This is a genomic window from Pantoea sp. RIT413 (assembly GCF_003057675.2).
GTDB lineage: Bacteria > Pseudomonadota > Gammaproteobacteria > Enterobacterales > Enterobacteriaceae > Pantoea > Pantoea eucrina.
In genome coordinates this window covers 22,646-35,270 of sequence record NZ_QBJB02000015.1, presented here as the reverse complement: position 1 = coordinate 35,270, position 12,625 = coordinate 22,646, and the positions used below count along the sequence as shown (strand labels likewise).

The 12,625-nt window shown below is 55.0% G+C and carries 13 protein-coding genes and 1 pseudogene; 9 read left to right on the top strand and 5 right to left on the bottom strand.

Features of this window, described 5'->3' with window-relative positions; all coding sequences use genetic code 11:
- Nucleotides 1–86 precede the first annotated feature (86 nt).
- From DBY66_RS15420 to DBY66_RS15385, 8 genes are all read left to right on the top strand, one after another.
- Nucleotides 87–1,184, top strand: coding sequence for an ATP-grasp domain-containing protein (locus DBY66_RS15420; RefSeq protein WP_065648018.1), 1,098 nt, complete (start codon nucleotides 87–89; stop codon nucleotides 1,182–1,184).
- On the top strand, nucleotides 1,184–2,314 hold the full coding sequence (locus DBY66_RS15415; RefSeq protein ID WP_065648053.1) for a phosphoribosyltransferase domain-containing protein: 1,131 nt from the start codon (nucleotides 1,184–1,186) through the stop codon (nucleotides 2,312–2,314). The genes DBY66_RS15420 and DBY66_RS15415 overlap by 1 nt, the downstream gene beginning before the upstream one ends.
- The gene (locus DBY66_RS15410; RefSeq protein ID WP_108570198.1) at nucleotides 2,307–3,098 is read left to right on the top strand and encodes a hypothetical protein; all 792 of its coding nucleotides are present in this window, start codon (nucleotides 2,307–2,309) and stop codon (nucleotides 3,096–3,098) included. The genes DBY66_RS15415 and DBY66_RS15410 overlap by 8 nt, the downstream gene beginning before the upstream one ends.
- A complete protein-coding gene (locus DBY66_RS15405; protein ID WP_108570199.1) occupies nucleotides 3,085–4,170 on the top strand; it encodes a cysteine protease StiP family protein in 1,086 nt (361 codons plus the stop codon). The genes DBY66_RS15410 and DBY66_RS15405 overlap by 14 nt, the downstream gene beginning before the upstream one ends.
- Before the next feature lies 1 nt (nucleotide 4,171).
- Nucleotides 4,172–5,104 (top strand): HpcH/HpaI aldolase/citrate lyase family protein, encoded by a 933-nt coding sequence (locus DBY66_RS15400; protein WP_065648015.1) that lies wholly within the window; start codon nucleotides 4,172–4,174, stop codon nucleotides 5,102–5,104.
- A 30-nt stretch (nucleotides 5,105–5,134) separates the two neighbouring features.
- Nucleotides 5,135–5,590 carry a hypothetical protein gene (locus DBY66_RS15395; protein WP_065648014.1) on the top strand — a complete coding sequence of 152 codons (456 nt, stop codon included), beginning with the start codon at nucleotides 5,135–5,137 and terminating at the stop codon, nucleotides 5,588–5,590.
- A 178-nt stretch (nucleotides 5,591–5,768) separates the two neighbouring features.
- Entirely contained in the window at nucleotides 5,769–7,322 is a 1,554-nt protein-coding gene (locus tag DBY66_RS15390) for a sensor domain-containing diguanylate cyclase (RefSeq protein ID WP_233207455.1), read from the top strand.
- A 93-nt stretch (nucleotides 7,323–7,415) separates the two neighbouring features.
- Entirely contained in the window at nucleotides 7,416–7,859 is a 444-nt protein-coding gene (locus DBY66_RS15385; protein WP_104085941.1) for a DUF4174 domain-containing protein, read from the top strand.
- Nucleotides 7,860–7,916: 57 nt separating this feature from the next.
- Here the strand turns inward: DBY66_RS15385 and DBY66_RS15380 are convergent, their stop codons facing one another.
- The 5 genes from DBY66_RS15380 to relB all read right to left on the bottom strand — a co-directional run bounded on the left by DBY66_RS15380 (nucleotide 7,917) and on the right by relB (nucleotide 12,162).
- Nucleotides 7,917–10,016, bottom strand: coding sequence for a pyrroloquinoline quinone-dependent dehydrogenase (locus DBY66_RS15380; protein ID WP_108570200.1), 2,100 nt, complete (start codon nucleotides 10,014–10,016; stop codon nucleotides 7,917–7,919).
- Nucleotides 10,017–10,026: 10 nt separating this feature from the next.
- Nucleotides 10,027–10,389, bottom strand: coding sequence for a hypothetical protein (locus DBY66_RS15375; RefSeq protein ID WP_065648011.1), 363 nt, complete (start codon nucleotides 10,387–10,389; stop codon nucleotides 10,027–10,029).
- 813 nt (nucleotides 10,390–11,202) lie between these two features.
- Nucleotides 11,203–11,508, bottom strand: a complete 306-nt coding sequence (locus DBY66_RS15370; RefSeq protein WP_065648010.1) for a hypothetical protein — start codon at nucleotides 11,506–11,508, stop codon at nucleotides 11,203–11,205.
- A 127-nt stretch (nucleotides 11,509–11,635) separates the two neighbouring features.
- Nucleotides 11,636–11,923, bottom strand: coding sequence for a type II toxin-antitoxin system mRNA interferase RelE (relE, locus tag DBY66_RS15365; protein ID WP_040113359.1), 288 nt, complete (start codon nucleotides 11,921–11,923; stop codon nucleotides 11,636–11,638).
- Entirely contained in the window at nucleotides 11,923–12,162 is a 240-nt protein-coding gene (gene relB / locus DBY66_RS15360) for a type II toxin-antitoxin system antitoxin RelB (RefSeq protein WP_065648009.1), read from the bottom strand. The genes relE and relB overlap by 1 nt, the downstream gene beginning before the upstream one ends.
- 24 nt (nucleotides 12,163–12,186) lie before the next feature.
- Between relB and DBY66_RS18040 the strand changes: the two are divergent.
- Nucleotides 12,187–12,298 (top strand): annotated as a pseudogene (locus DBY66_RS18040) (hypothetical protein); the annotation flags it as partial.
- Nucleotides 12,299–12,625: the final 327 nt, after the last annotated feature.

Sequence of the window (12,625 nt, the reverse complement as noted above, 5' to 3'; positions counted from 1 at the left end):
AATCATAATATGATTGCCTGAATGTTCTGGCGTTCACCTGACGGCGCCAGCAGGCCCTGCGCTGCAAAAATAAGGAATACAACACGATGAGTCAGCCGGATGCGATCTGGTTTATGGAAGGGGTTTCTTCCCAAAAAGATATTCTTGCGCTGGTGGCGCAGGCGCGACGTGCGGGCCGGCATGATTTCGTGCTGATTGCCTCTCACCGCTCCTCCCGCCCGGAAATTCTGGCGGAAGCAGATGTTGCTTATCTGGAACCTGAGGATGACGGTGCCCTATTCGCTTTTATCCGGCATGTCTGTCAGCAGCACCGGGTACGTGCCATCCACGCCGGCAAACGCGGAGCGTTGCTGGAGCAGCAGCGAACGGCTATTGAAGCGCTGGGTGTCAGGCTGGTAACAGGCGCTCGCGAGCGCGCCACCTTTACGCTCGCTGATAACAAAACCCGTTTTAGCGCGGAGATGAGCGCGCACGGTCTGCCTGCCGTACCTTCAATTGAAGTGCGCACGCCGGATGAGGTAGCGGCTGCAATAGCGCAGGTTGAGGCGCAGGGCCATCGACCCTGTATCAAACCGGTGCACGGCATCTATGGCATGGGGTTCTGGGTGCTGCGACGCGATGCGCATACCCTGAGCTTTTTTAACAACCCGGACAGCCGCCAGATCCATCCTGACGTGCTTATTGAGAGCCTGCGTCGTGCACAGCAGGCCGGTGAGTCGCTGCCGCTGCAGATTGTCATGCCCTGGCTTGCAGGTCCGGAACGCTCGGTAGATATGCTGGTGGAGAATGGCCGGGTCATTGCAGCCGTTGCGCGGCGCAAAGAGGGCTCAGTACAGGTTTTTGAACAGGAGACGCCCGCCTGGCGCCTGGCAGTTGCCTGTGCAGAGACGCTGCATGTGGATGGCCTGATTAATGTCCAGACCCGCAACGATGCTGAAGGCCATCCGGTGCTGCTGGAGGCTAACCTGCGTCCTTCTGGCGGTATCGGTTATACCGCGTTCAGCGGGATTAACCTGCCCGGCCTGTTTGCACTGCGTCAGCTGGAACTGATTTCCGCAGCGGACGCCATTGCGCAGCGTGCCGCGTTTAATCCGGTGCAGGTCATCCCGACCAATGCCGTTCAGCCTCTGCCACAGTGTGACCCTGTCACATGGTCTGCCAGCCCGGATGAGGAGTGCCGCTGATGACCGCTGCCTTACAGATCTATCAGCGCGAGCTGCCTGGCGGCACGCTGCGTGTAGAAACGACGAGCGAGACGCCACTGGAGACGCTGTTTGATATTGCCGCACGCCGCAATCCCAAACGGGCATTCCTTTTTGTCAGCAAAATACTGGGACGTCATATCCCGGTCAGTCCGGCCATCATGCGCGCCAGTTATGAGACGCTGGCAGCAAAACTGCCGCATGACCTTCCGGGGCCGGTGCTGTTTATCGGTATGGCCGAAACCGCCGTGGGCCTCGCCGCTGGCGTATTCCGCGCGGCCAGAGAGCAGATCGCTGAGCCGGTGTTCCTCACCAGCACCCGTCATCCGGTAGAAGGTGATTTGCTGTGTGAATTTAAAGAGGATCACAGTCACGCCACCGATCACCTTATCTATCTTCCGGCTGACGCTACGCTGCGCCGCCGTGCGCTGCAGGCGCGTACGCTGGTACTGATTGATGATGAAGCGACCACGGGCAATACGTTTCTGAATCTGCTGCAGGCGCTGCGCGAAGCGGGTCTGCAGGCGGTGACGCGTGTGGTCACCGTCACGCTCACCGACTGGAGCGGTGATGCCGTGCGTCATCACTGTCCGCTGCCGGTAGAGCCGGTTTCACTGGTTGCGGGCCGGTGGCACTGGACCCCACGCGCAGGGGCACCGGTACCGGTAATGCCTGCGGTAAACGTGACGGCGCAGGGCGCAGTGGCCCTCTCCGCCCGTCAGGACTGGGGACGGCTGGGGATGGCGGACGCTCACTGCCGCTTTGCAGACGATATGCACTCTGAGCCGGGCGAACGTATTCTGGTTCTGGGATCGGGAGAATTTATCTGGCCACCTTTTCTGCTGGCAGAGCGTCTGGAGCAGCAGGGTGCCTGCGTGCGCTTTGGTTCACTGACGCGCTCGCCGATCTCAGAAGGTCTGGCGATTAGCTCCATACTCGCTTTCAGCGATAACTACGGTCTTGGCATGCCAAATTTTGTCTATAACGTGGCGCATCAGCAGTTTGATCGGGTGATTATCTGTGTTGAAACGCCCGCGGAGGCTGTCTGTCCCACTCTGCTGGCAGGATTACAGCAGACGGCCCCCCGCATTGAGGTGATCGCTTATGAATAAGCCGGTTGTATTATGCGATCTGGATGACACGCTGTTCCAGACGAAAAGAAAAATGCTGACCGAAACCCTGCAGATCCCGGTTGAAGTGGGCGCCTACGATCGTGAGCTGCAGCCGCGCAGCTTTATGTCGCAGGAGCAGTCGATGCTGGTCTCCTGGCTGCTGCAGAGCGCAGAGCTGATCCCGGTGACCGCGCGCGGTACGGAAGAGACGGCGCGCGTGGCGCTGCCTTTTACATCCTGGAAAGTCATGACGCACGGCGCGGTTATCGCGTCACCTGACGGCAGCCTTAACCGCATCTGGCAGGATCGTATTATCAGCGAGCTGTCAGCCATGCGGGCACAGTTGGTTAGCTATCGCCAGCAGCTGAGCGATGCGCTGGATCGCGCCGGCCTTAATGCCTGGTGCCGCATGAACTATGAGTATGATGGTGTCCCGATCTATTTTGTGATGAAACATCGCGACAGCACGCAGATTGCCGAACTCTATGCGTTCAATGCGCAGATGCAGCAGCAGCTCGATACGCGGGGCTTTTATATCCATGCCAATGGCAACAATATCGCCTGGATCCCTGACTGCATTCAGAAGGGGCATGCGGTGGCGTGGCTGTTGCAGCAGCTGCGCGACACGCGTGGCCCATTCCCGGTAATGGGGCTGGGCGATAGCCTCAGCGATTTCAGCTTTATGCAGCACTGTGACTGGTTTGGCATGCCCGCCTGCAGCCAGTTTACTGACGCCATCCGCCGCCATATTTTTGACAAGGCCGACGCCCATGAAAAACCCTGAATTACAGCAGCTGCATGGCACCTATCTGCCCTCGGACGTGCAGTTTTTGCTGAATCCGGTTCAGCTTGAGATGACGCCGGTCGATGAGAAAGAGCGCCTGATCCAGTCCGGCCAGAAGCACTATTCCGAGATGCTGAGCCAGGAGCCGGCGCCGTCTGCGGCGCATCTGGAGATATTTAACTGCGCGCTGGAGATGGGCAGCGCCCGGCTTGCACGTGACGTTGTGACGCTGGCTAAAGGGCTGATAGCTCAGGCCGCCGGGCAACCTGTGATTCTGGTTAGCCTGGTACGGGCCGGCGTGCCACCTGGCGTGATGCTGCAGCGCGCACTGCGCGATATGGGCGTGGTATCGCATCACTACGGTATCAGTATTATCCGCGATCGCGGCATTGATGAAACCGCGCTGAGCCTGATTGAGGCGAAGCACGGCACAGAGGGCATCGTATTTGTGGATGGCTGGACCGGTAAGGGTGCCATCACCGGCCAGCTGATTGAGAGCCTGCGCGACCGGCCCGGCTACCCGCCGTTGCCGCGACTGGCGGTGCTGGCCGATCCGGCGGGCTGCGCCTGGCTTGCCGCCTCCGATGACGACTGGCTGATCCCGTTTGGCATTATGGGCGCGCCGGTTTCCGGCATGGTGTCACGTTCCCTGTGGAGCGCCTCTGGCCTGCACGGCTGCGTGCTGTGCGATCATCTGCTGGCGTATGACTGCAGTCTGCGCATGGTGGACACAGTAGACCGGTTCCGGCAGCAGCTGGATACGGCACAGATTGCTGCAGCGGTGCCTTACGCTACCCACCTTCGCAACCAGCAGGCGATTGCTCAGGCAGTGATTAATCAGCTGGCGGCGCAGTATCATATTCTTAACCGCAACCGTATCAAACCCGGCATTGCCGAAGCCACGCGCGCGGTGCTGCGCCGCGTGCCCGATCACGTCCTGGTCCGCAGTAAAACCGATCCGGATGTCGCCCTGCTGATGCATCTGGCCGCGCAAAAAGATATTCAGGTAAAAGAGATGGGCGATACGCTGGGGCAGTATCGTGCCGTAACCATTATCAGGAAGGTGTCGTGATATGAGCCTGCCACTCTCCCCCTGGATGCTGGGTGCCACGCTCTATATGCCTGCCACCCGCGGCGATCTGGCTGACGTGATCCTGCATGGAAAGATCCCCCAGCTGCGTTCGCTGGTGATCTGCCTGGAGGACGCCGTCAGCGAGCGGGATGTGACTCTGGCGCGGGATAACCTGCAGACTTTACTGCGCCAGCTTCAGCAGCAAACCCCCACGCACACCCCGCCGCTGGTGTTTATCCGGCCGCGCGATGAAGCCATGGCTGCCGCATTGCTGCACGATAGCGAATTGTCTGGTATCGACGGGTTTGTTTTACCGAAGTTTAATCAGGCTAACGTACTCTCCTGGTGGCGTCTGCTGGCGCCAACGTCGCTGCTGCTGATGCCGACGCTGGAAACGCGCGATGTTTTTGACAGTACCGCGATGCAACAGCTGGCAAGCCTGCTGGAACAGCACCCGTGCCGCGAGCGTATCCTGGCTCTGCGCATTGGCGGCAACGACCTGATGTCGGTTCTGGGACTGCGGCGCTCGCGCCACCTTACGCTCTATGAGGGGCCGCTGGGTTACGTGGTGAAAATGCTGGTGGCGACCTTTGCGTCGCGCGGGTTTGCGCTAACGGCCCCGGTGTGTGAACGCATCGAAGATGTGGCGCTGCTGGAGCGTGAGCTGGCGCTGGATGTGGCGCACGGGCTGGTCGGGAAAACGGCTATCCATCCGGCGCAGCTGGAGATCATTCAGCGCGGTCTGATGGCGGAGCAGAGCGACTACGAAGATGCGCTGCGCATCATGAATTCAGAACAGGCAGTATTTAAATCGCAGGGCGCAATGTGCGAACCTGCCACGCATCGCAACTGGGCTGCTGCTATGCTGGAGCGGTCTGCACACTGCGGTATTGTCAGCGCGTATACCGGCGCGGTTTACGCCCAGCGTCAGTGATCGCTATCTTTACTCTTTTAACGGTGTGCTATGCCTCTGAGCGCAAAACAGTACAGACAGTATCAGCTGGTCGCCTTGCTGAGCACGGGTAAACCCGTAGAAAAGGCGCTTTTACTGCAGCAAATGGCGTGCTCTGAGCCGACGTTTGTGCGCGATTTACGTGAAATCCGCACCAGCTATCAGGCAGAGATCAGGTTTAATAAATCCGCCGGTAACTATCAGATGACCGGCGCCGGATCGCTGACGCCTAAAATCGTTAAAATGATGCGTGAAAGTCTTGCGTTACATGACAGCGCGGGTGCAGGACAGAATCTCTCTGCGTCAGTGATACTCGACAAAGAGGCCAAAAAGTCGGTTTCTCTCTCCCTGCGCCTGTCGGTATTACGTAAAATTCAGCTTTACGCTAACCGCCATAATCTTAATCGCAGTCAGGTGATTGAGTGGCTGGTTGAACAGAATCTGGGTAAGGGAGGCAAGAAGTCTTAACGCACGGAAGTCAGGCCATTTGCTGAACAGTCCGGCGTTTTTCAGCCGGCCTGAGTCAGCCTGAAAACAGTAAAAAGCGAACAGCAAGTTACCCGCCAGATTGATAACCACTTCTGAACAGATTGTGGCTGATGTATGATGCCTGCCTGATTTCTGCCGCCTGCTCAGAACCGACTCTATGCGAAAAAACTCACTCAACGCTTCAGGCTCTTCACTGCTAAAAACCTCGCTCGGAAAAAGCATGATGCTGTTTCTGGTATTGATTAGCCTGTTTGTGGTGGCAATCAACGCCTGGTCGCTGTGGAACTCCTGGCAGCAGATCATGAGTGAGAAGAAAGATGATGCGCGCAATCTCTCTGTATCGCTGGCCAAACATGCTGAAGATTCGTTTCTGCAGGTTGAGATCACCTTAGCCGATGCGGTCAGGCAGTTGCGTCAGCGCGGCAATGAGTACGCGGCGACGCCGGCGTTTTTGCACCAGCTCAAAGAGCAGCAGAGTAAACTGCCGCAGTTGCATGGCCTGTTTGTCTATGATACTGACGGACACTGGATCGCCTCATCCGGTAACTTTGTGCCGACCAATGCCAGCAATGCCGATCGCGCCTACTTTTTATGGCACCGCAATCACAATGACACCAATCTGCTTATCAGCCGCGTTATCCGCAGCCGCTCTACCGGCGATCTGGTTATCCCGGTTTCAGTACGCCTGAACGACAGTCAGGGGAACTTTGCCGGTGTGGCGCTCGCCACGGTGCGCGTGGACTATTTCCGCCAGTATTACAGCTACTATGCGCTGGGCGATAAAGATACGCTGGGCCTCATTCTTGCTGACGCATCGGCCCTCTATATTCGCCCTTTCCCGGACGCCTATATTGGCAGAATGCTCTCCGCCAGCCCGCTGTTTAAAACTGAACTCAAATCTGCGTCCAGCGGCAACGCGACCTGGCGCTCCTCTCTTGATGGCATCGTGCGCGTTTACGGCTATGCGCGTCTGGAGCGCTATCCGCTGATTGTTACCGCCGGGTATGACCTTGCCGCAATACGCAAAGCGTGGCTTACCGGTAACCTGATTAATCTGCTGCTCAACCTGACGCTTCTGTTTGCCATTGCCGGCATGGGGCTTCTGGTGCTTCGCCAGGTAGGAACTAACGTCAGAAATCAGATTGAGCTGACCTTTGTGCGGGATGAACTTACCAGCATTAACCATACGCTGCAGTCGCTGGCACTGGTGGATGGTCTGACCGGGCTGGCCAACCGGCGACAGTTTGACGCCCTGCTCGACCAGGTGCTGCTGAAGTCATATAAAAGCGGCGATCCGGTGGCGCTGATCATGATCGATGTCGACTGTTTCAAGCATTATAACGATACTTACGGTCACGTTGCTGGCGATGAATGCCTGCAGGATGTGGCGCAGGCCCTGAAGAGCTGCGTGCATTATCATGGCGACGTTGTGGCGCGCTACGGTGGCGAAGAGTTCGCCATCATTCTGCCGAACACCGACTTTTCAGAAGCGCAAATTGTCGCCGGACAGGCGGTTAAGGCCGTAAGAGAGCTGGGGATTGCCCATGAGAGCAGCCTGGTCGCCGCAGGCGTGGTAACCGTGAGCGCAGGCTACTATTCACTGGTCTCTGCCGGGGAAGCGTCAGAAGCGGAACAGCTCAGACGCGAAGCGGACCAGGCGCTTTACCAGGCGAAACGCAGCGGCCGCGATCGGGCGTGCGGGCCGGTCTGACAGCGCTGAGCCAGGTAAAGAACCGTCAGATTCTGGCAAGTGGTTAATGCTCTGTCCAGACTTAGCCTGTTATTGCCAAAAAGGGGCCGGCTTATGCCTTCTGCATCGCGATTACGCTTCACCCTCAACGTTGTGCTGTTTACCCTGGCGCTGAACGGTGCGGCGCAGGCTGCCCGCCAGCCAGAACCGCTGTTTCAGACGCTGCAGCCAGCGCAGAATTCGCTGGAGAATTATCGCTGGCATAAGCGGCTGCTTGTGATCTTCGCCCCTTCTGACCGCGATACGGATTTCATACGGCAAATGGCGCTGTTGCAACAGCAGCAGGATGCGCTCAGGGAGCGTGATATCGTGGTGCTGAGCGATGTCCGCCCGGCGGACGGCGGCGCGCTGCGTGCGCAGCTTAATCCTGCCGGATTTGAAATTGTGCTGGTGGGTAAAGATGGTGGCATGAAACTGCGCGAGACCCGGCCGGTAAGCGCGGAGGCCCTGCTCTCACTGATTGACCGTATGCCGATGCGTCAGGCAGGCCAGAATTAGCGTAATAAAAAAGCGGGGCACTCAGGCCCCGCTCTGTTTACCGCTGCATATGCAGGATCACTCTTCCGGAAGGGCGTAAACCACAACCTGATCGCCGACCTGATCTTTCAGAATCGTATTACCACCCGCCACAAAGGCGACATACTGACGCCCTTTATACTCATAGACAGACGGGTTAGCAACGGCAGGTGCTTCTACCTGATCGGCCCACAGCTCTTCACCTGTGTCCACGGAGTAGGCGCGGACTTTGGCATCCATTGAGGCACCGATAAAGATCACGCCGCCTGCGGTGACTGCCGGACCACCAATCGTCGGTGAGCCCCAGCTTTCCGGCATAAAGAAGCCGTACTGCTGCGAAGCACCGACCGGACGACGCCACTTCACGTCACCGGTATGCATATCGATCGCCACGATTTCGCCAAACGGCGGCTGCCAGCACGGCATGCCCAGCCAGTTGTTTGCGACCATCAGACGCAGACCATACGGGGCACCTTCCTGAGGTGCAAAACCGCTTTCATTGCCCGAGCCGTTATCCGCTTTCTCATAATCTTCACGGCTGTAGAGCTTGATATACTGCACAATGTGCGAGGTGTTGACGATAGCGATCTGCTTCTGCGGATCGAACGCCACCCCACCCCACTGTACGCCGCCAGCGCTGTCAGGATAGGTCAGCACACCTTCGCCTTTGGTTGTAGGCGGCGAATACATGCCATCGTAGCTCAGCTTGTCCCACAGGCGGGAACACTGACCTGCTCCTACGATGTCAGCCAGCTTCCAGATAGCCGGCTTTTTCGACTGATCCAGCAGCGGAGCGGGTTTGGTCGGGAAAGGCTGCGTAGGGGCCAGTTTTTCACCCTGTACTGAACCATCGCCCTGCGGCACCGGGCGCTCTTCAATTGGCCAGACATCTTCACCGGTCAGGCGATTTACCACAAACAGGAAGCCCTGCTTGGTGGCCTGAACCAGCGCCGGGATCTGCTTACCATTTACGGTAATGTCCATCAGCGTCGGCGCAGAGTTGATATCGTAATCCCACACATCGTGATGCACCCACTGGCGCGACCAGACAACTTTACCGGTTTTGATATCCAGCGCGGTCGTTGAGGTACCCAGCGGAATAGACTCCGTGCGGTTGCCGCCCCAGTAGTTAGGCGATGGGGATGAAACAGGCAGATAGACCAGACCGTTGGCCTCATCTGCTGACATGTGAGTCCAGACGTTGGCGGTACCGGTGCGGGCGCGAACGTTTTCCGGAATCGCTTCAAAGGTCCATTCCAGCTTGCCGGTCTGGGCGTTTACGGTAAAGACCGTGCCTGGAGGGGCTTCTGCATATGCCCAGTCTTTACCTGCCCAGCCAATCATTAAATGATCGCCCACAACCGTAGGCGGCTGCAGAATAGAGAGCGGATACTTCGCGTTAACGGTATTCCACTGATCAATGTCTAACACGCCTTTATTGGCAAAGTTTTCGCACGGTTTGCCGGAGTCGGCATCCAGCGCCCAGAGCTTAGCGTCAACGGTGCCCATATAAACAATCTTCTGACACGCTTCGCCTGCTACCGGATTTTTAGCCTGCCAGTATGACACGCCGCGGTTTTTCAGGACCGGTTGCGTCAGTGCTTTACGCGGTGATTTGGTATCGTAATGCCACTTCTCTTTACCGGTACCCGGATCGAGCGCAATTAACCGATCGAACGGCGTGCCGACGTAAATAGTCTCATTGGCAAAAATTGGCGTAGCGGACCAGACCGTGGCAGGCGTATCCCCTTTTCCGTCTGAGACATCACCGGTATGAAACTCCCAGATCTTCTTCAGTTTGCTGACGTTTTCCGTCGTGATCTGCTTCAGCGGGCTATATTTCTGTGCGTTCAGCTGACCGTGAAAGCTGTCCCAGGTTGCGCCTGCCGGCACCAGTGGTGTAGCCGGGTTAGCAGCGGATTCCACTTTCTGTCCATCAAGCTTGCCGGTGGATGCATCATCGGTGGTTTTTGTGGTTCCCGCATCCTGCTGATCGGCAGCTTCCACATCCAGTTTTTGACGCGCGCCCATCGACGCTTCGGTGGCTTTATCTTCTGCGTGCAGTGAAAATGAACTCACCAGCAGCGCAAGTGCCGTCATACTGACTTTCATCAGCGGCGAATAGTTAGTGTTTTGCACAGGTGACTCCTCAGACTCTGACGCGTTGGGCATGGCGCCCTGTTTGTTTACTCAGCGCGATAAGCCCAATCAGGCCGACCACCATGGCTGCAGTAATGATGTACTGGTGCAGCAGCGCAGCGGAGAAGCCGATACCAAACAGCACCGCCAGCGTCACAACGATCCAGAAAACGCGCGCGCCGCCGGTGCTGCCGCGCAACAGCAGAGTCAGCAGCGCCAGTACCACGCTGGCAATAGCCACACCGAGTGCACCGATGGTGCCGGTTACGCCGGTCAGCGGCGTGAGCCAGGCCCAGAGCGCTACGCCAAAGCCAATAACGGCTGCGATGAGCAGCAATATGCTGCCCAGCCGTGAAGATTGAGAATGCAACATAGCAGGAGATCCCCCTGTTGAAAGACGTCATGTAAACCCACAGGCCGTGCGCAACGCTGAGCACAATAGCCTGCAAAAAAAGATAGCGCCGCTGCCGGATCGGGAGCCAGCAGCTGGTTTATCTAACGCAGTGAGTATAGATGAAGGAAAATAAAGTGCTCAGGTAAACAGGAGATAAATTAGCGCTGAGGCTTAGCTTAATTAATTCAAGATACACCATGCAGGATATTTTAATTTTTTTCTTACAAGCTGCGCGCCCTTAATTGCCCTGATTTGATTCAGGAGTAAATAAAGATAACCGGCCTGAAATTATGGCATGATAGCAGTCATTGTTTTTTATTAAATGGCTAACAGCATTGCTGTCGTGCATATCATATGCTGTTGCTTATGGGGCAGCGTCAGGCACGCAATGACAGGTGCTACTTCCGAAGAAAAGGCTCTAAATTAGCGGCGTTAAATGATTGCAGGAGTATTTGGTGGCGGCTAAGGAAAAAGACAGATCGTCGATGTTTAAATAACTGGATTTCATAAAACACCTAAAATCAATGACATAAATTTAACTTCATCTGAATGTTACTTGTTATTATTTGTCATGGAATGAGTTCAAAGCAATTTTATATCTTTACGCTTTCTTTAATAAGATATCACATAATATATGCGCGGTTTCACTTATTAAATATATTTATTCTAAATATCAGGGCTGGTGATAGCTATGCCTGCAGATGAAAACATATTATTTATAAATTAATCATAATGTAAAGCATGAGCATAAAAATCTTTGTCAGAGATTTTATATGCTCATATCGTATGGCATTATTTTGGAAATTTATAGCCTGCCGGACGAGTTGTATCCGCTCTGGAGCGGTTCAGAAAAGCCCTGATTCTGCATTTATCCGCCGCTTCCGGTTTCACTTTCACAGGCACGGTACAGACGTGAAGCCTGTCGCGGCTATCTATCCTGACTTCAAACAGCATGCGATCGTTGTCGGGCACAGGCAAATAGATCACCCGTTCCTGCATTAACTTTGCCTTCAGTTCAGGGGTTAAATAGCCTGAATGCATCAGGGAATTGGCAAAAGACTCAAGTAACTCACCGCCATTAAATGCCGGTTCAGCCATAACAGACTCCTTCTTATCGCATCGGTGATTGTTTTTTCACTACGCCCTGAAGCACGTCGACAGGATAATTGTCAACGCAAAACAGAAGTGTCGCCTTCGGTGCGAAACAGAGATTTCATGCTTTGATTCAGAGAATGCGTTTGACCGCCTCGCTATATACTTCCGAGCGTTCTCTTTTCCCAACAGAAATCACGAAGACAACAACTTTCTCGTCTATAACCTGGTATACAAGGCGATAGCCTGAAGACCGGAGCTTAATCTTGTAACAGTCAGGCATACCACGGAGCTTGTTCGCTTCAATCCGGGGTGACTCAAGTACTTCAGCCAACTTCTTTTTCAACTGTTCACGTACCGTCGAGCCCAGCTTTCGCCATTCCTTTAGTGCCCGCTCGTCAAAATCCAGTAAATACGCCATCAGAGCTCATCCAGCGTCACGCGTACTGGCTTAGGATTGCGAAGACGCTCTTTCACTATCTCCACGAGTTCAGCGTCTTCATCACTAAGGAGTGTCTGTTTGAACGGCAAACGTTCATTTTCAGCGATATATTCAAGCATGAGGCGAAGCGCTTCAGAGGGAGTAATACCCATTTTTTCAAGCGCGGCGTAAGAACGCGCTTTAAGTTCATCGTCAATACGCAGGTTTATGCTACCCATGTCTTACACCTCTTGTAACTACAAATGTCATTACAATTATTGCACTACAACATGCTTAGGGCAAGTCACGATGGACGTCAGAAAAGTAGCTGTAAGAACGCCGATCACAATCCGCTTTGTGCCAGAAGCGAACATTGTCAGTTCAACTGGTGCGAAGAGAGGGCTCTTCGAATACCTAAAATAACCTTAGTAAAAACAGTAACTGTCTCTTTGATCATGAGAAATTCCCCGGAAAATCGCCAGGGAACATTACAGCTTAGCGTTAACATCGACAGGATAAATATAGCGTATAACCGTCACGTTTTTTGATTGGGTTTCCTGATGCATGATCCCGGACAAATTAAATCTGCATATCGGCGCAACAGAGATGTTTTTATAAATTCATATAATACCCATTATATGAGGTTACTTTCATGGCGCTATTCACGTTAAGATAAGTGTCAGAGAATGCAGCCGATCGGGC